The sequence below is a fragment of the Nonomuraea sp. NPDC003707 genome (assembly GCF_053587055.1).
Genome location: NZ_JBSFNK010000005.1, coordinates 279,793 through 297,963 on the forward strand (window position 1 = coordinate 279,793; position 18,171 = coordinate 297,963).

16 protein-coding genes are annotated in these 18,171 nt (G+C 70.9%); 9 read left to right on the top strand and 7 right to left on the bottom strand.

The genetic code is table 11. The features are described from left to right. Window position 1: 1 nt before the first annotated feature. From ACWDRB_RS15240 to ACWDRB_RS15250, 3 genes are read right to left on the bottom strand one after another with little or no spacing between them, the layout of a single operon-like run. Window positions 2-967: an adenylate/guanylate cyclase domain-containing protein gene (locus ACWDRB_RS15240; protein WP_449894153.1), complete on the bottom strand. Its 966-nt coding sequence runs from the start codon at window positions 965-967 to the stop codon at window positions 2-4. Between the two features lie 4 nt (window positions 968-971). Next, complete coding sequence (locus ACWDRB_RS15245) at window positions 972-1,484, bottom strand: PH domain-containing protein (protein ID WP_449894155.1); 513 nt, start codon at window positions 1,482-1,484, stop codon at window positions 972-974. A 33-nt stretch (window positions 1,485-1,517) separates the two neighbouring features. Further along, a complete protein-coding gene (locus tag ACWDRB_RS15250) occupies window positions 1,518-2,360 on the bottom strand; it encodes a biotin--[acetyl-CoA-carboxylase] ligase (RefSeq protein ID WP_449894157.1) in 843 nt (280 codons plus the stop codon). A gap of 35 nt (window positions 2,361-2,395) precedes the next feature. Between ACWDRB_RS15250 and ACWDRB_RS15255 the strand changes: the two genes are divergently transcribed. The 3 genes from ACWDRB_RS15255 (at window position 2,396) to ACWDRB_RS15265 (ending at window position 6,580) form a co-directional block, all read left to right on the top strand. Continuing rightward, on the top strand, window positions 2,396-4,600 hold the full coding sequence (locus tag ACWDRB_RS15255; RefSeq protein WP_449894159.1) for an FdhF/YdeP family oxidoreductase: 2,205 nt from the start codon (window positions 2,396-2,398) through the stop codon (window positions 4,598-4,600). Then, the gene (fdhD, locus tag ACWDRB_RS15260) at window positions 4,597-5,439 is read left to right on the top strand and encodes a formate dehydrogenase accessory sulfurtransferase FdhD (RefSeq protein ID WP_449894162.1); all 843 of its coding nucleotides are present in this window, start codon (window positions 4,597-4,599) and stop codon (window positions 5,437-5,439) included. Before ACWDRB_RS15255 ends, fdhD begins: the two co-directional genes overlap by 4 nt. A gap of 61 nt (window positions 5,440-5,500) precedes the next feature. Further along, complete coding sequence (locus ACWDRB_RS15265; RefSeq protein WP_449894164.1) at window positions 5,501-6,580, top strand: epoxide hydrolase family protein; 1,080 nt, start codon at window positions 5,501-5,503, stop codon at window positions 6,578-6,580. A gap of 9 nt (window positions 6,581-6,589) precedes the next feature. Here the strand turns inward: ACWDRB_RS15265 and ACWDRB_RS15270 are convergent, their stop codons facing one another. From ACWDRB_RS15270 to ACWDRB_RS15280, 3 genes are all read right to left on the bottom strand, one after another. Next, window positions 6,590-9,211, bottom strand: coding sequence for a phosphoenolpyruvate carboxylase (locus tag ACWDRB_RS15270; RefSeq protein ID WP_449894166.1), 2,622 nt, complete (start codon window positions 9,209-9,211; stop codon window positions 6,590-6,592). A gap of 65 nt (window positions 9,212-9,276) precedes the next feature. Continuing rightward, window positions 9,277-10,827 carry a hypothetical protein gene (locus tag ACWDRB_RS15275; RefSeq protein WP_449894687.1) on the bottom strand — a complete coding sequence of 517 codons (1,551 nt, stop codon included), beginning with the start codon at window positions 10,825-10,827 and terminating at the stop codon, window positions 9,277-9,279. A gap of 25 nt (window positions 10,828-10,852) precedes the next feature. Next, window positions 10,853-11,617: an ABC transporter ATP-binding protein gene (locus ACWDRB_RS15280; RefSeq protein WP_350728324.1), complete on the bottom strand. Its 765-nt coding sequence runs from the start codon at window positions 11,615-11,617 to the stop codon at window positions 10,853-10,855. A gap of 36 nt (window positions 11,618-11,653) precedes the next feature. Here ACWDRB_RS15280 and ACWDRB_RS15285 point away from each other — a divergent pair, with 36 nt between their 5' ends. From ACWDRB_RS15285 to ACWDRB_RS15305, 5 genes are all read left to right on the top strand, one after another. Next, window positions 11,654-13,243, top strand: a complete 1,590-nt coding sequence (locus tag ACWDRB_RS15285; protein WP_355190657.1) for an acyl-CoA carboxylase subunit beta — start codon at window positions 11,654-11,656, stop codon at window positions 13,241-13,243. Next, the gene (locus ACWDRB_RS15290; RefSeq protein WP_449894169.1) at window positions 13,240-13,449 is read left to right on the top strand and encodes an acyl-CoA carboxylase subunit epsilon; all 210 of its coding nucleotides are present in this window, start codon (window positions 13,240-13,242) and stop codon (window positions 13,447-13,449) included. Before ACWDRB_RS15285 ends, ACWDRB_RS15290 begins: the two co-directional genes overlap by 4 nt. A gap of 107 nt (window positions 13,450-13,556) precedes the next feature. Then, on the top strand, window positions 13,557-14,498 hold the full coding sequence (locus ACWDRB_RS15295) for an NYN domain-containing protein (RefSeq protein WP_192790143.1): 942 nt from the start codon (window positions 13,557-13,559) through the stop codon (window positions 14,496-14,498). Window positions 14,499-14,617: 119 nt separating this feature from the next. Beyond that, window positions 14,618-15,997, top strand: a complete 1,380-nt coding sequence (locus ACWDRB_RS15300; protein ID WP_449894171.1) for an AlkA N-terminal domain-containing protein — start codon at window positions 14,618-14,620, stop codon at window positions 15,995-15,997. After that, complete coding sequence (locus ACWDRB_RS15305; protein WP_449894173.1) at window positions 15,994-16,494, top strand: methylated-DNA--[protein]-cysteine S-methyltransferase; 501 nt, start codon at window positions 15,994-15,996, stop codon at window positions 16,492-16,494. Before ACWDRB_RS15300 ends, ACWDRB_RS15305 begins: the two co-directional genes overlap by 4 nt. Here ACWDRB_RS15305 and ACWDRB_RS15310 read toward each other — a convergent pair. Continuing rightward, window positions 16,491-17,645, bottom strand: a complete 1,155-nt coding sequence (locus ACWDRB_RS15310) for an MFS transporter (protein WP_449894176.1) — start codon at window positions 17,643-17,645, stop codon at window positions 16,491-16,493. The two genes, ACWDRB_RS15305 and ACWDRB_RS15310, sit on opposite strands and share 4 nt — an antisense overlap. A gap of 90 nt (window positions 17,646-17,735) precedes the next feature. Here ACWDRB_RS15310 and ACWDRB_RS15315 point away from each other — a divergent pair, with 90 nt between their 5' ends. Beyond that, window positions 17,736-18,170, top strand: a complete 435-nt coding sequence (locus ACWDRB_RS15315) for a MarR family winged helix-turn-helix transcriptional regulator (protein ID WP_350728317.1) — start codon at window positions 17,736-17,738, stop codon at window positions 18,168-18,170. Window position 18,171 lies beyond the last annotated feature (1 nt).

The window sequence follows — 18,171 nt, forward strand, 5'->3', positions numbered from 1 at the left end:
GTCAGGAGGATGATCTCCGCAAGACATAGGGCTGGACCACGCCGAGCCCTCTCGCGGGCCGGCGCCTGATCTTGTGCAGATCGAACCCCTCCAGCCCTTCTGCCAGCGCGGAATCGACCAGGATCGTGCCCGGCCGGGCGATGGCGGTGAGCCGGGCGGCCAGGTTGACGGTGGTGCCGAAGACGTCGCCCATGGTGGGCAGGACCGGCCCGTACGCCAGGCCGACGCGCAGCTCGACACCCGACTCGACCAGGTCGAGCGCGATCCCCGCGGCCTGGGCCGGGCTCGGGGCGGTGAACAGCACCTCGTCGCCCAGCGTCTTGACCAGCCGGGCGCCGTGGGAGGCCACCACGTCGGAGGCCCGCGCCTCGAACCCCTCGACCAGCTCGGCCAGCTCCTTCTCGTCGAGCTCGCGGCTGCGCCTGGTGAACGAGACCAGGTCCGCGAACCCCACCGCCATCGCCACCCGGGTCGGCACCAGCTCGTCGCTGCCGTCGGCGATGGCCAGCAGCCGGGTGCCGGCGGCGGCGAGCTGGGCCCGCCAGACGTGGACCAGCACCTGCTCGAAGTCGGGCATCAGCTCCTGCGCCGCCCCGAGCACCTTGGCCAGGTCGTCCTCCGAGGGCTCCGGCGGCAGCATCGCGCCGATCATGATCTCGGCCTGCCACTGCGCCAGCCTGGCCGTGGTCTGGCCGAGCGCGCGGGCCATGCGGATGACGGTCTGCTCGTCGAGCAGGCCGCCGTCGAGCATCCGGCGCACCCGGCGCAGCGCCGCCACGTCGGCGTCGGTGAACGCCACGGCGCCGTCGGCCCGCTGCGCGAACCCGAGCGCCCGCCAGATGCGCTCGGCCAGCTCCTGCGACACCCCGGCCTTGGCCGTGACCTGCTCTTTCGTGAAGCGGGCCGGCGAGCCGACGAGCAGGCGTTCGATCTCTTCGGCAGTGGGCCGGCTGGGGGGACGGCTCACGCGTTCACTGGCCGTCGAGCTCGCCGTCGGAGGCGTCCTCGACGAGCCTGAACAGGTCGGTGCGGACGTCCTGGATCTTGGGGATGTCACGCAGCACGATCTCGCCCCGGTCCCCCGCGGACTCGACGGTCAGCGTGCCGCAGCCGAGCAGGCGCTCGAAGAACGTCTGGTCGGAGCTGACCGTGTTGACCTTGGTGATCGGGATCTCGTCGGTCGACTTGTTGAGCACGCCGGTGCTGATCGTGAAGCGGTGGGTGGTGAGCACGTAGCCGGTGTTGACCCACCGCAGGTAGGGGACGAGCGACCAGATCGTCAGCAGGATGAGGCCGATGACGACGACGGCGATCCTGGCGTAGAACGCGTACTCCCAGCCGCCGGGGATTAAGAACATCGCCGCGCCCGCGGCCGCGACGACGAGAACCAGCGCGAGAAAGGGGAGCACGAGGCGCTTCCAATGGGGATGGAAGGACCGGATGCGCCGCTCACCCTGCGTCAGATGATGGTCGGGAAGGGTCATGGCCAAATCGTGCCACCATCGCCGCCGCGGCGGCTACGCTCCCGGCGGATCAGGTCGGTCCGCCGGGCGGACGTGCACCACGTCGCCCGCGCTCAGCGTGTAGCGCTCCCCCTCCGACTCCACCTGCAGGTGCCCGAACTGGTCGACCCCCGTGGCCGTCCCGGTGACCGCCTGCCGGCCCGGCAGCTCCACCCTGACCCGCCGCCCGACCGTGGCGCTGGCCGCCAGGTACGCCGGGCGCAGCCCGCACGCCTCGGCGTCGCCCTTCGCGTCGGTCCACTCCCTGTAGTGGCTCTCGACCTCCCTGAGCACGGCCCTGAGCAGCGGGTCGCGGTCGAGGCAGGCCGCCTCCTCGATGCCCAGCGACGTGGCCGTCTCGACGGGCAGCTCCTCCGGCCTGAGCGACACGTTCAGGCCCATGCCGATGACGACGCCGCTCTCCGCCCGCTCGGCCAGGATCCCGGCCAGCTTGCGCTCGCCGATCAGCAGGTCGTTGGGCCATTTGACGCGTACGTCCACCTCGGCCAGGCGGCGCAGGGCGGAGGCGGCGGCGACGCCGTACAGGAGCGTCAGCCAGCCCTGCGCGGTGGCCGGCACGTCCGGTTTGAGGAGGATCGAGAACGTCAGGCCCGAGCGCGGCGGCGCCGTCCAGGTACGGCCCAGCCGGCCGCGGCCCGCCAGCTGCGACTCCGCCACCAGCACCGTCCCCTCCGGGGCTCCGGCGTGGGCGGCCTCGGCGAGGTCGGCGTTGGTGGAGCCGGTGCTCTCCACGACGGTGATGCCGGTCCACAGGGAGCCGGGGCGGACCAGCGCGCGGTTGAGCGCCGCCTCGGAGAGCGGCGGGCGGTCGAGGTCGGAGTAACGCGAGTCGGGCATCCCTCTATCTTTGCAGCCAGGAGGAAGATAAAGAGATGAGCAAGCTCCTGGATCCGCGTAACTGGGCCTCTTGGCGACCGTTCGGCATCGGGCTGCGCAAGCCGAACAACTACCTGGAGCTGTGGAAGGCGTTCAGGTCGGTCAAGGGCAACCGGGGTTACGCGTGGCGGATACTCAACCAGGGCACGTGTGACGGGTGCGCGCTGGGCACCCAAGGCATGAGGGATTGGACGATGGACGAGATCCATCTGTGCAACATCAGGCTGCGGCTGCTGCCGCTGAACACGATGCCCGCCCTGGACACCACACTTTTGCGGGATATTTCTGGACTCGTCGGCAAGAAGAGCGCCGAGCTCCGCGAGCTGGGGCGGCTGCCGTACCCCATGCTGCGCCGCGCGGGCGAGCCCGGCTTCACCCGGATCTCCTGGGACGAGGCTCTGCGCGTGGCCGCGGACGGCCTGCGGGACGCGCGCTTCGGGGCCTACCTGACCAGCCGCGGCGTGCCGAACGAGAACTACTACGCGGCCCAGAAGGCCGTGCGCGCGCTCGGCACCAACAGCGTCGACAACGCCGCCAGGATCTGCCACTCGCCCTCCACGGTCGCGCTCAAGCAGACCATCGGCGCGGCGGCCACGACCTGCTCGTACACCGACTGGATCGGCTCCGACCTGATCGTCTTCATCGGCTCCAACCCGTCGAACAACCAGCCGGTCGCGATGAAGTACCTCTACCACGCCAAGAAGGCCGGCACCCGGATCGCGATGGTCAACGCCTATCGCGAGCCCGGCATGGACAAGTACTGGGTGCCGTCGAACGCCGAGTCCGCCGTGTTCGGCACGAAGATCACCGACGAGTTCTTCGGCGTGAACGTGGGCGGCGACATCGGCTTCCTCAACGGCGTGCTCAAGCACCTGATCGAGAACGACTGGGTGGACAAGGAGTTCGTCGACCAGCGGACCACGGGCTTCGAGGAGCTGCGCCGGGAGCTCGCGGGGCAGACGTGGGAGGAGCTGGAGGCGCTGTCCGGGGCCTCCCGCGACGACATGCTCCGCCTGGCCACGCTGCTGGGCGAGGCCAGGTCGGCGGTGCTGGTGTGGTCGATGGGCATCACGCAGCACAGCTACGGCGAGGACAACGTCCGCTCGATCGTGAACCTGGCGCTGGCCAGGGGCTTCGTCGGGCGCGACAAGTGCGGGCTGATGCCGATCCGGGGGCACAGCGGCGTGCAGGGCGGGGCCGAGATGGGCGCGTACGCGACCGGCCTGCCCGGCGGGCTGCCGATCACGCCAGAGAATGCCGCGAAATTTACGGAGATGTGGGGGTTCGAGGTCCCGACCACGCCCGGTCTGACCGCGACCGACATGATCGACGCGGCCCACCGCGGCGAACTCGACGCGCTGGTGTCGAGCGGCGGCAACTTCCTGGAGGTCCTGCCCGACCCGGCCTACTGCCGCGAGGCCCTGTCGCGGCTGCGGCTGCGGGTGCACATCGACATCGTGCTGTCGTCGCAGATGCTGGTCCCGGGCGAGGGCGACGTGCTGCTGCTGCCCGCGCAGACCCGCTACGAGATGGTCGGCGGCGTGACCGAGACCTCCACCGAGCGCCGGATCATCTTCTCCCCCGAGGTCGAGGGGCCACGCATCGGCGAGGCGTGGCCGGAGTGGAAGATCTTCACGGAGCTGGCCGCCCGCACAAACCCCGAAATTTCGTCAAAAATCGCCTTCACTGGCACTCCGCAGATCCGGGCCGAGATCGAGCGCGCCGTCCCCTTCTACCGAGGCATCGCCGACCTGCGGAAGTTCGGCGACAACGTCCAGTACGGCGGCCGCCACCTGTTCGCCGACGGCCGCTTCCAGACCCCCGACGGGCTGGGCCGCTTCAGCAATGTCCGGCCTCCGGCGCTGAAGCGCCCCGACGGCGCGTTCATGGTGGCCACCAGGCGCGGCAAGCAGTTCAACAGCATGGTCCACGAGCGCCGCGACGGCTTCAACGGCGCGATGCGCGAGGCCGTGCTGATGAGCGAGTACGACGCCGACCGCCTGGGCCTGCCCGACGGCACCCCGGTCGAGCTGCGCTCCGGCGAGCGCACCTACCGCGGCAAGATCCTGCGGGCCCCGCTCATGCCGGGCAACCTGCAGATCCACTGGCCGGAGGGCAACGTCCTGCTGGACGAGTCCCGCCGCTCCCCGGACGCGCGGATCCCCGACTACAACGCCCTCGTCACCGTGCGGCCGCTGTGACCACGCGCCCCGGGCCCACCACGCGCGTCAGGATCATGGAGCTGTCCGGCTCCGCCACCAGGGAGCGGCGCGACTACCTGGCCACCGAGGAGCCGCTGGAGATCCGGCTCACCGCGCCCGACGGCACGCGCAAGACCATGGCCATCACCATGCGCACCCCCGGGCACGACTTCGAGCTGGCCGCCGGGTTCCTGCACGGCGAGGGCCTGGCCGGTCCCGGCGACATCGCCGCCATCGCGTACTGCACCGACGAGGACCTCCCGCCCGAGGCCCGCTACAACACGGTGACCGTACGCCTGCGCGGCCCCATCCCCGACCTGCCCGCGCTGGACCGCCACTTCCTCACCTCCAGCGCGTGCGGCGTCTGCGGCTCGGCCAGCCTGGAGGCGCTGCACGACCGCTGCAAGCCGGTCCCCAGGGGCCGGCTCGACCTCACCCCCGAGCTCCTGTACGGGCTGCCTGACGCGTTGCGCGCCGCCCAGGGCGGGTTCGGCAAGACCGGCAGCCTGCACGCGGCAGGGCTGTTCTCGGCCACGGGCACGCTGGTGGCGGTGCGGGAGGACGTGGGCCGCCACAACGCGGTGGACAAGCTGGTCGGCTGGGCGGGGCTGAACGAGCGGCTGCCGCTGGCCGAGCACGTGCTCATGGTCAGCGGGCGGACCAGCTACGAGATCATGCAGAAGGCGCTGGCCGCCGGGATCCCGGCGGTGTGCGCGGTCTCGGCGCCGTCGTCGCTCGCGGTGGAGCTGGCCAGGGAGTTCGGCATCACGCTCGTGGGGTTCCTGCGCGGAGAGCGCTGCAACGTCTACGCGGGATCGGAGCGGATTCTAGTGGAATGAACTATTCCGTTCTGCTATTCTGGAACAGAACAAACCGTTCCGCACGTTCCGGGAGCCTTCCATGAGCATCAGCCCCTTCCGCGTCGAGATCTCCCAGGCCGACCTCGACGACCTCCAGGCCCGCCTCGCCCTGACCCGCTTCACCCACGAGATCCCCGGCGTCGACCAGGGTGTCAGCGTTGAGCGGGTCAAGCGCCTGGTCGGCTACTGGCGGGACGGCTTCGACTGGCGCGCGCAGGAGGCCAGGCTCAACGCCCACCCGCAGTTCACCACCGAGATCGACGGCCAGAACATCCACTTCATCCACGTACGCAACGACAACCCCGACGCCCTGGCGCTGATCCTCACCCACGGCTGGCCCGGCTCGGTCGCCGAGTACCTCGACGCCATCGAGCCCCTGTCGCGCCACTTCCACCTGGTCATCCCGTCGGTCCCCGGCTACGGCTTCTCCGGCCCCACCGTCGAGCTGGGCTGGAACAACCAGCGCATCGCCAGGGCGTGGGCCGAGCTGATGGCCCGCCTCGGCTACACCCGCTACGGCGCGGTCGGCAACGACGGCGGCTCGATGATCTCGCCCGAGCTCGGCAGGATCGACCCCGACCACGTCGTGGGCGTGCACGTCACGCAGCTGTTCTCCTTCCCCTCCGGCGACCCGGCCGAGTTCGCCGGACTGAGCGAGGAGGACCAGGCCGGGCTGGCCGTGCTCGACTGGTTCTGGAAGGAGAAGGGCGCCTTCAACGTGCTGCACTCGCAGCAGCCGCAGACCCTCGCCCACGCCCTCGCCGACTCCCCCGCCGGGCTCCTGGGCTGGCTCGCCCAGCTCTTCGACGAGGACCTGGACGACGACTTCGTGCTCACCAGCGCCGCGATCTACTGGTTCACCGGGACCGCCGGCTCGGCCATCCGGCAGTACTGGGAGAACGCCCGCGCGGAGCAGCCCAAGGAGCCCACCACCGTTCCGACCGCGCTGGCGATGGCCGAGGGCGACTTCACGTCGATCCGCCGCTTCGCCGAGCGCGACCACGCCAACATCGTCTCCTGGAAGACGCTGCCGGCCCCGGCGCACGGCCACTACACCGCGCACACCGCGACGGAGGCCCTCACCTCCGACGTCATCGCCTTCTTCGAGGGCCTCCGCTAGACCGCCGGATCAGCCGGTGTTCTGCAGGCCCGCGGCGACGCCGTTGACCGACAGGAGCAGGAGCGTGGACAGGCGTTCGCGCTCCTGCTCCGACGGGTTGCCGGTGCGCAGCGCGCGCAGGGCCCGCAGCTGGAGGTGGGAGAGCGCGTCCACGTACGGGTCGCGGAGCTGGACGGCGCGCGAGAGCACCTTCCGGTTCTCCAGCAGCCGCGTGTGGCCGGTGACCCGCAGCACCAGGTCGCGGGTCCGGTCGTACTCCTCCAGCACCTGCTGGGCGAAGTCCTCCCGGCCGCCCAGCGCCAGGTAGCGCTTGGCGATCGAGCGGTCGGTCTTGGCCAGCGACATCTCGGCGTTGTCCAGCATCGCGTTGAACAGCGGCCACTCCGCGTACGCCGCCCGCAGCTCCTCCAGGGAGCCGACCGCGGCCAGGCCGGTGCCGAGGCCGTACCAGCCGGGCAGGTTGACCCGCGTCTGCGCCCACGCGAACACCCACGGGATCGCCCGCAGGTCGTCGAGCGAGCGCGGCGCGCCGAGCCCGCGGCGCGCCGGGCGCGAGCCCAGGCGCAGCGTGCCGATCTCCTCCAGCGGGCTGACCAGGCCGAACCATTCGGGGAAGCCCGGCGCCTCGGTCAGCGCGCGGTACGCCTGCTCCGACGCCGTCGCCACCTGCTCGGCCAGGCCCCGGAAGCGCTCGGCGGCGGCCGCCGTGCGGGCGCCGACCGTGGGCGAGGAGGCCATCAGCACGGCGTTGGCCACCTGCTCCAGGTGGCGGCGGGCGATGGCGATGTGGCCGTAGCGGGCGAAGATGACCTCACCCTGCTCGGTGACCTTGAACCGGCCGGCGACCGAGCCCGGCGCCTGGGCCAGCACCGCACGGTTGGCCGGGCCGCCACCACGGCCCAGCGCGCCGCCGCGGCCGTGGAACATCCGCAGCTTCACGTCGTGCTTGGCCGCCCAGGCCGTCAGCTCCTCCTGCGCCTCGTAGAGCCGGAGCGTGGCGGCCGCGGGGCCGAGCTCCTTGGCCGAGTCGGAGTAGCCCAGCATGATCTCCATGCGCCGCCCGTTGGTCTCCAGGCGCGCCCGCATCGCCGGGATCTCGAGCATCCCGGTCAGCACGTCCGGCGAATTGGCCAGGTCCTGGCCCGACTCGAACAGCGGCACGACGTCGAGCACCGGCGCCCGCTCGCCGAGCGCGTGCCTGGCCAGCTCGTAGACGGCCGCGATGTCGTCGGCCGAGCGGGTGAAGGAGACCACGTAGCGGGAGCAGGCCGTGACCCCGAACCGCTCCTGGATCCAGGCGATCACCCGGATCGTGGCCAGCACCTCCTCGGTGCGCTCCGACAGCTCGCCGCCGGCCCTGATCTCCTCCAGGGCGGCCGCGTGCACCTGGGAGTGCTGGCGCACCTCCAGCTCGGCCAGGTGGAAGCCGAACGTCTCGACCTGCCAGATGAGGTGCTGCAGCTCCCCGTACGCCTGCCGCGGCGCCGAGGCGGCCAGCGACTCCTGCGCCACGCGCAGGTCGTCCAGCAGCTCGGCCGGCGCGCGGTAGGCCAGGTCGAGATCGCGGCGGTGGGTCGCGGCGATGCGCGCGGCCACGAACAGCAGCCACTGCCGGTGCGGCTCGCGCGGCGAGCGGGTGGCCAGCTCGGAGACCACGTCGGGGTAGGCGTCCACGGCCTCGGACAGCGCCGACTTGAGCGCGGGCGAGGGCGCGGCGAGCTGGACGGAGGAGGTCAGCGTGCGGGCGATGCGCGTGCAGGCGGTCTCCAGGGCCGTCAGCACGTGCTCGGACTGGATCTGGATGGTCTCGCGGGTGACCCTGGCCGTGACGTTGGGGTTGCCGTCGCGGTCGCCGCCGATCCAGCTGCCGTACCGGATGAACGGCCTGGCCTGCGGCGGGCGCGTGCCGGTGCGCTCGTCGAGCGCGGCGTCCAGCGAGCGGTAGACCTGCGGCACCATGCGGAACAGCGTCTCGTCGAAGGCGGCCATCGCGGTGCGCACCTCGTCGAGCGGGTCGAGCTTGGTCGAGCGGAGCTGGGCCGTGCGCCACAGGAGGTCGATCTCCTCCAGCATGCGGCGCTTGTTCTCGGCGCGCTCGCTGGCGCCGCGGCCGGGCGTGTTGTACTCGGTGAGCTGGCCGCTGATGCGCTGGATGGCGGTGACGACCGCGCGCCTGCGTGCCTCGGTGGGGTGGGCGGTCAGCACCGGGTGCAGCTCCAGGCCCTCCAGCAGCTCGGTGACCCGCTCGTGGCCCAGCTCCTGTACGGCCTGGGCCAGCGACTCCCGCTGGACCCTGCCCTCGGCGTCCCTCTCGCGTAGTGTGCGGATCCGGTAGTGTTCCTCGGCCAGGTTGGCCAGGTGGAAATAGCAGGTGAACGCGCGGGCGACCGCCACGGCCCGCTCGATCTCCCATTCGGCGACCATGGCGGTGATCTCGTCGGCCGAGACCTCGCCCTTACGTGCTGCGATGACTGCCTTGCGCAGCCGTTCGACGTCGGCCAGCAGGTCTTCGCCACCCTGTTCGGCGAGCACCTGGCCGAGCAGTTTGCCGAGCAGCCGCACATCGTGGCGTAGCTCGTCCGGCATCTCGGTAACGGCGGCGCTGCGACGCTCGAGCCCCTGGTCAATCATGTTTCGAAGGGTATCGAGTCGCTCGGGGAAGCCGTAGACCGGTCTCGCCCATTGGACTAGACCATTCAACTACCTTTGGAAACGGCCCCCAGCAGCTCCGGCATCCGGGCGAATCCGATCCTGGCGGCCAGGCGCCTGCCGAGCGTCTCCGCCAGCACCCCGTAGAACGGCGCCACCGCGCACACCCAGAACCAGCCGAACGCCAGCGGCACCACGAACGGCAGCGACAGCAGCGCGATGCCGAGGGTGGCCCCCATGGCGGAGGCGAACGCCTGGCCGCCCTGCCCGGGCGCGGCGCCGCTGAAGGCGTTCATCCGCTCGGGCACGGTGTACGGGACCACCACGCTGGTCACCGACCCGACGCCGAGCCCGATGCCGAGCGCGCCCCACCCGGCCAGCGCCGCCGGGACGATCATGCCGGGATGGCCGGTGAACAGGCCGGTGGCCACCGCGATCACGGTGAGCAGCGGCACGGCGATCAGCGCGTTGGCCAGGTGGCGCCCGGCCAGGTCGATGGCCAGCCCGCGCTCGGAGCCGAACACCACGGCGTTCATCCACAACGAGCGGCCGTCGATGCCGAACGCGTTGCCCGACTGCAGCGCGATCATCAGGGCGCCGACGCAGGTGAGCACGATCGGCACGCCCTCCGCGCCGCCCGTGTTCCTGCTCAGCGAGAACGCCAGCACGGCGGTGACCACGACCGCGCTGAACCAGCCGACCCGGAACCTGGGCTCCCGCCTGATGTACTTCAGCTCCTTCGTCACCACGGCCGCCAGCGGCCCGTCCGGCAGGAACCTGTCGACCAGGCCGCTCTCCTTGCGCACGGACGCGGCCTGGGTGGAGACGTCGGGCGTCACCAGGGCCCGGCCCAGCGCCTTGACCCACAGCAGGCCCAGCACCACCACGATCACGGCCACCAGCGTCAACTCGGCCAGCCCGGCCAGGCCGCCGTCGGCCATCGCGTGCGCCGCCATGCCCGGCGGCGTCCACCGGAGCACGCCCGCCAGCTGGCGCAGCATGGCCTCGGGGTCGCCGAGGCCGCGGTTCATCACGAGGTTGGGCAGCTGCGCGAGCACCACCACCAGCAGCGCGGCCACGGCCAGCACGTCACGGCCCCGCCGGGTGCGCAGCGCGCTGGAGAGCGAGGTGGTGATCAGCCGCGACGTCACCACGCACAGCGCGAACTGCAGCAGCACGGCCGGCACCCCGAGCAGCACGCCGCCGACGCCCGTCGCCACCCCCACCAGCGCGCCGGCCGTGACGATCAGCATGGCGAGCGGCCAGACCCCGGTCACGGACGCGGTGAACATGCCGACCGCGAGCTGCCCGGTGCGCAGCGGCAGGAGCGACAGCTTCGCCGGGTCGAGCGTGTCGTCCAGGCCGAACGCCATCAGCGGCACGATCATCCAGCCGATCAGGAAGGACGTGAACGCGATGATCACCAGGTCGGCGGCGATGTCGTGGGGCGCCAGCCGGAGCAGGCTCATCAGGAAGAAGCCGAGCACGGCCAGGCCGGTGGCGATGAGCAGGGTGAAGACGAAGCCGAGCTTGCGCTGGAGGTCTCCGCGCAGGTTTCCGGCCAGCAGCCGGAGCTTGAGCTGCGCGAACAGGGCCACGGTGGTCAACGGGACTCCTCGGGTGTCACCTGGGGTTGGCGCCGAGCCACGTGAGGCCCTCGCCGTTGTCGCGCGATCCGCCGACCAGCTCCAGGAACGCCTGGTTGAGGCTGCGCCCGCCGCGTACGTCCGCCAGCGGGCCCTGCGCCACGATGTGGCCCGCGCTCATCACCGACACCCAGTCGCACAGCCGCTCGACCAGGTCCATCACGTGGCTGGAGAAGATCACCGTCGAGCCGGAGGCCGTGAAGCGCCGGAGCACGTCGGTGAGCGTGTTGGCGCTGACCGGATCGACGCCCTCGAACGGCTCGTCCAGGAAGAGCACGGACGGGTTGTGCAGCAGCGCGGCGGCCAGGCCGATCTTCTTGCGCATGCCGGTGGAGTAGTCGACGACGAGCTTGTCGGCGGCCTCGGTCAGGTCCATCACGGCCAGCAGCTCGCCCGCGCGCTGCTCGACGTCGGCCTTGGGGATGCCGCGCAGCCGCCCGTTGTAGAGGAGCAGCTCGCGGCCCGACAGCCGCTCGAACAGCCGCAGCCCCTCCGGCAGCACCCCGATGCGCGTCTTGACCTCCACGGGGTCGCGCCACACGTGGAACCCGTCGACCTCGGCCGTGCCGCCGTCGGGCCGGAGCAGCCCGGTGATCATGCTGAGCGTGGTGGTCTTGCCCGCGCCGTTGGGCCCGACCAGGCCCGCGAAGCTCCCCGACGGCACCACCAGATCGACGCCCGCCACCGCGACCTGCGGCCCGTAGCGCTTGAACAGCCCGTGCGTGCGAACCGCATCCGTCATGGATCCACTCTAGGAGGAAGGACTAGCCTTGCGCGCATGAGCACTGCTGCCGAGGAGCTGCCGGACAGGCCGGACATTCACACCACCGCCGGGAAGATCGCCGACCTGGAGCGGCGGCTCGACGAGGCCGCGCACGCGGGCTCCGCGGAGGCCGTGGACAAGCAGCACGCCAAGGGCAAGATGACCGCCAGGGAGCGGGTGCTCGCGCTGCTGGACGAGGGCTCGTTCGTGGAGTTCGACGAGTTCGCCAGGCACCGGTCGACGATGTTCGGGCTGGAGAGGCGGCGGCCGTACGGCGACGGCGTCATCACCGGGCACGGCACGGTCGACGGCCGGCAGGTGTGCGTGTTCTCGCAGGACGTGACGGTGTTCGGCGGCTCGCTCGGCGAGGTGTACGGCGAGAAGATCGTCAAGGTGCTCGACCTGGCGATCAAGACCGGGTGCCCGATCATCGGCATCAACGAGGGCGGCGGCGCGCGCATCCAGGAAGGCGTGGTCGCGCTCGGCCTCTACGCGGAGATCTTCAAGCGCAACGTGCACGCGTCCGGCGTGATCCCGCAGATCTCGCTCATCATGGGCGCCGCGGCCGGCGGGCACGTCTACTCCCCCGCGCTGACCGACTTCGTGGTGATGGTGGATCAGACGTCCCAGATGTTCATCACGGGGCCCGACGTCATCAAGACGGTGACGGGCGAGGAGGTCACGTTCGAGGAGCTCGGCGGGGCGCACACGCACAACACGAAGTCGGGCGTGGCCCACTACCAGGCCACCGACGAGGACGACGCGCTGGAGTACGTCAAGGCGCTGCTGTCGTACCTGCCGTCGAACAACCTGGACGAGGCCCCCGCCTTCGAGCCCGCCACCGACCTGGAGCCCGATCCGGAGCTCGACGGGCTGATCCCCGACTCGGCCAACCAGCCGTACGACATGCACCGGGTCATCGAGCACGTGCTGGACGACGGGGAGTTCCTGGAGGTCCACGCGCTGTTCGCGCCGAACATCGTGGTCGGGTACGGCCGGGTGGACGGCCAGCCGGTCGGGGTCGTGGCCAACCAGCCCATGCATTTCGCTGGATGTCTGGATATCAACGCATCGGAGAAGGCTGCCCGATTTATTCGAACATGTGATGCCTTTAATATTCCGATACTGACATTTGTGGATGTGCCGGGATTCCTCCCAGGAACCGATCAGGAATGGAACGGAATCATCCGGCGGGGCGCCAAGCTCCTCTACGCCTACGCCGAGGCCACCGTGCCGCTGATCACGGTGATCACGCGCAAGGCGTACGGCGGCGCGTACGACGTCATGGGCTCCAAGCACCTCGGCGCGGACGTCAATCTGGCCTGGCCGACGGCCCAGATCGCGGTCATGGGAGCACAGGGCGCGGTCAACATCCTCTACCGGCGCGAACTCGCCGCCTCCGACGACCCCGAGGCCGAGCGCGCCCGGCTCGTCACCGAGTACGAGGACACGCTGGCCAATCCGTACATCGCGGCCGAGCGCGGCTATGTGGACGCGGTGATCCGGCCGTCCGAGACCCGGGTTCAGGTCGTCAGGGCGCTGAGGGCTCTCAGGAACAAGCGGGCGACGCTCCCGCCGAAGAAGCATGGGAACATCCCGCTATGACGCCAGAGCTGCGAATTGTCCGGGGGGACGCCACGCCCGAGGAGATCGCGGCGTTGGTGGCCGTACTCGTCGCGCGGCAGAGCTCGCAGGCCGAACCCGAGGAGTCTCCAGAGCCGCGTCGGCAAAGGTGGCGAAACCCAGCCAGAGGTATGCGTAAGCCTGTCGTCCCAGGGAAGTCGGCATGGCGGATGAGCGCTCTACCTTAGATAGATCCTGAGAATCGGGTGTCAAGTTCCCCGGGAGTTGGGACTATCTAGAGAAAGTAGGCGTATATAGTCAGCCGATCAACTAACACCGCGGCCTGGAGGACGACATGGCCATCCCAGACCTCATGCCGCATCCTGTGGCAGCCAAGTACGCCGTCCTGGTGGATGTCGGTTATCTGTACGCGGCGGCAGGTGAAGTGCTGCTCGGTGCGAAGGAACGCAAGGAATATCGGGTGGCCGCCGATGAACTCATCCAGAGTCTACAGAAACATGCAGAGGAACGTACTTCCGGCGAACTTCTGCGGATCTATTGGTATGACGCCGCCCGTGACCGTGTGCCCACCGTCGACCAGCGGGTCATCGCCCAGCTCCCGTGGGTCAAGGTGCGGCTTGGCAACCTGAACGCCCGTGGCCAGCAGAAAGGCGTGGACGCGCAGATCAGGAGCGATCTGGAGGCGCTGGCCCGACACCATGCGGTGACCGACACCATCCTGCTGGCAGGCGATGAGGACATGGTTCCGGCGGTCGAGGCGGCGCAGGCGTACGGAGTGCGGATCCACCTGTGGGGCGTCGAGCCGCCGTACGGCACCAACCAGGCCGAGCGCCTGGTGTGGGAGTCCGACACCGTGGAAGTGATCTCCGCTGATTTCCTGAGGCCCTTTTTCAGCCGTGCTCCTCAGCCCGTGCCGGTCACTCCGCCGGCCGCGGCCCCGTCGCCCGCCCAGGTCTTCGCCGGGCGCACGCCGGTCAAGCCGCACGCCAAGCCGGGCCAGGTGGCCAAGCTCGGGCCGAGCCGCCCGCGCGTGGAGGACGTGGGCGAGCACGTGGCACAGAAGTGGATCCTCACCCGTGGCCGCGACAACATCCGCGACCTGCTGCCGGGGCCCATCCTGCCGACCGTGATCGACACCGAGCTGCTGATCGAGGCGGAGAAGGAGCTCGGCCACTCGCTGCGGCCCTACCCGGAGGCCCGGGTGTGGCTGCGTGACGGCTTCTGGGCCCGGGTCTACCGGGAGTTCGACCTGGGAGTGGGCGTCTCGTCGAAGTAGCCGTGCGCCGGGTGTCCGATTTCCGCAGGTCACCCGGCTCGGCCTGCTGACCTGCCGTTCGACGCTCACGTCCGATTTCCGCCAGTCAGCGCCTTCGGGGAGCGCCTAGTGTCGGAGGCATGTCACCACTCCAGCTCGACTTCGACTCCTGCTACCGGGCCGTCTCGGCCAGGGACGCCCGGTTCGACGGGCGGTTCTACACGGCGGTGACGACGACGCGCATCTACTGCCGTCCGATCTGTCCGGCTCGTACGCCGTCCTCCAGGAACGTGCGCTTCTACCGGCACGCGGCCTCGGCCGAGGCCGCGGGGTTCCGACCGTGCAAGCGATGCCGTCCGGAGCTCTCGCCCGGCGACCCGGGCTGGGACGTGCGCGGCGACCTGGTCGGCCGGGCGCTGCGGCTGATCGACGACGGCGCGGCGGACGAGCGGGGCGTGGGCGGGCTGGCCCAGCGGCTGCACATCACCGAGCGGCACCTGCACCGGCTGTTCGTGGCCGAGCTGGGCGTCGGGCCGCTGGCGGTCGCGCGGACCAAGCGGCTGCTGCTGGCCAAGCAGCTGCTGACGGAGACGGGGCTGCCGGTCACGGAGGTGGCGTTCGCGGCCGGGTTCGGGAGCGTGCGGCAGTTCAACGCGACGATGCGGGAGACGTACGGCTTCACGCCCAGTGAGCTGCGGGCCACGGCGGGGCCGCGGGTCTGCGACGCGACGCTGCGGCTGCGGCTGCACCGGCGCGAGCCGTACGACGTGGAGGGGGTCTTCGCGTTCCTGGCGGCCCGCGCCATTCCGGGGCTGGAGGTGGCGGACCGGACGTCGTACGAGCGAGCCGTACCAGGTGGGACGATCACGCTCACACCACGACAGGACCACATAGCCCTGGACGTCGTGATGGACGACACGCGGCAGCTCGCCCGCGTCGTGGCGCGCTGCCGCCGCCTCCTCGACCTCGACGCCGACCCCTCCGCCATTTCGGAGATCCTGGAGCAGACCTCGCTCGGGCCCCTGGTGACGGCCCGTCCGGGTCTGCGGGTGCCGGGCGCGTTCGACGGCTTCGAACTGGCCGTACGCGCGGTGGTGGGCCAGCAGATCTCGGTGGCCGGCGCCCGCACCCTCCTCGGCCGCATCGTCGCCAAGGCCCCCGGCCCGCTCTTCCCCACCCCCGCCGAACTCCTGGAGACGGACCTGACCGGCGTGGGCCTGACCAACCGCCGGATCGACACGCTCAGGCACCTGGCCGGCCACCTGGTGGAGGGCCGCCTGGACCTCGACGGCGGTCAGGATCCCGCCGAGGCGGTGTCGGACCTGCTCGAAGTCCCGGGTATCGGCCCGTGGACGGCCAGCTACATCGCGCTCCGGGCGCTGCGTGACCCGGACGCGTGGCCCACGGGCGACCTCGTGCTCAAGAAGCGCATGGCCTGCCTGGGCATCCCCGACGACCACATCGAGCGGTGGCGGCCCTGGCGGGCCTACGCCGCCCTGCACCTTTGGAGCTCATCATGATCGCTGCCCAGCTCATCCCGACCCCGGTGGGGCCGCTGTCCCTGCTGTCCCGCGAGGGGGTCGTGGTGGCGGCCGGCTTCACCGCCGACCCGACGGAGATGTTCGTGCGCCTCACGCCCGAGCTGCAGTCGGAGGGCCTGGAGGTCGTGGACGACCTCGGGGCCGCCTCCGCGGCGGTCCGGGCGTACCTGGCCGGGGATCTGGACGCCCTGGACACCGTCCAGGTCTCCCAGCCGGGTACGGCCACCCGCAAGCGGCTCCACGCCACGTTGCGCGAGGTCAAGGCGGGGACCACGGTCTCGTACGCGGAGCTGGCCGAGCGGGCCGGCATGCCCAGGACGGCCGCCCGGGCGGCCGGCTCGGCCTGCGCGCAGAACCTCATCGCGCCGTTCGTCCCCTGCCACCGGGTGCTGCCCAGCGGCGGAGGCTACGGCGGCTACTACTACGGCGTGCCGGTCAAGGAGTGGCTGATCGCCCACGAATCCCGCGCCGTCTAGGTGGCGGGCACCAGGCGGCGGGCCTGGAGGCCCGCCGCCCCCGCCACGGCCAGCCCCGCCAGGCCCAGCAGGGCCGCGGTCCAGGCGGGGGCGGTGTAGCCGAAGCCGGCGTCGATGGTGAGGCCGGCCGCGAAGGAGCCGATCGCGTTGCCCAGGTTGAAGGCCCCGATGTTGGCCGCCGAGGCCAGCGTGGGAGCTCCGGCGGCGGCGTCCAGGACGCGGGTCTGCAGGGGCGGGACCGTGGCGAAGGCGGCCACGCCGAACAGCGTGATGGTGATCACGAAGGCCACCTGGCTGCCCGACACCAGGGCCACCGCCACGGCCAGCAGGGTGAGCAGGGCGACCGAGCCGTAGATGCTGGGCATGACCGCGCGGTCGGCGAGCTTGCCGCCGATCAGGTTGCCCACCACGAGGCCGACCCCGAACAGGGCCATGACCACGGGCACGGCGCCGGGCGAGAAGCCGCCCACGCCGGTCATGATGGGCGCGATGAACGTGATGACGGCGAAGACCGGGGCGAAGCCGAAGACGGTCATCCCGAGGGCCAGCCAGACGCCGGCCTTGCGGAACGTCGCCAGCTCCCGCACGACGCTCCCGGTCGGGCGCGGCTGCCGGGGGACAAGGGCGACGACGCCGGCGAGACCGGCCACGCCGATCGCCACCACGACCCAGAACGTGGCCCGCCAGCCGAACGCCTGACCGATCCAGGTGCCCAGGGGCACGCCCAGGACGTTGGCGAGCGTGAGGCCGGTGAACATCATGGCGATGGCGCTGGCCCGCTTCTTCGGCGCCACCAGGTCGGCGGCCACCACGGAGCCGACCCCGAAGTACGCGCCGTGGGCGAAGGCCGACACGAAACGGCCGGCCATCAGCACCGCGTACGAGGGCGCCAGCGCCGACAGCAGGTTCCCGGCGATGAACAGCACCATCAGCGACAACAGCATGGTCTTGCGCGACAGGCGCCCGCCGAGCATGGTCAGCGGGGGCCCGCCGACCGCCACACCCAGCGCGTAGCCGGACACGAGCAGGCCGGCGGCCGGGATGGTCACGTGGAAGTCGGCCGCCACCTCGGGCAGCAGCCCGTTGATGATGAACTCCGTGGTCCCGATGCCGAAGGCGCTGATCGCGAGGGCGAACAGGGCGAGAGGCATAGACTACTCCTCAGACGACGTTAGTAAGCGTGGACATTATTTGCACACGCCGACTAACTGACCATACAAGGATGTCGAGGAGGCTGTCACATGCCCCTAGCCGATGACGCCGTGGAGGCGCGCGCCCAGGGCTGGCGCACCCTCGCGGCGCTGCACGCGAAAATCGAGGACAGGCTGGAGAAATCACTCCAGAAGGAGCACTCGCTCAGTGTGAGCGAATACACAGTGCTGGACGTGCTGGCCCGCCAGGACGGCTGGCACATGCGGATGCAGCAGCTCGCCAGAGCCGTCGTGCTCAGCCAGAGCGCCACGACCAGGCTGGTGACGCGCCTGGAGAACCGCGGCCTGCTCAAACGCTACCTGTGCGAGGACGACAGGCGCGGGATCTACTCGGAGGTCACGCAGGCCGGGTTCGAGCTGCTGGAGCGGGCCCGTCCCACGCACGACGGCGTACTGAAGGAAGTGCTCGACGAGGCGGCGGAGCTGCCCGAGCTGGCCCCGCTGGTGGCGGTGGTCCGGGCCTGAG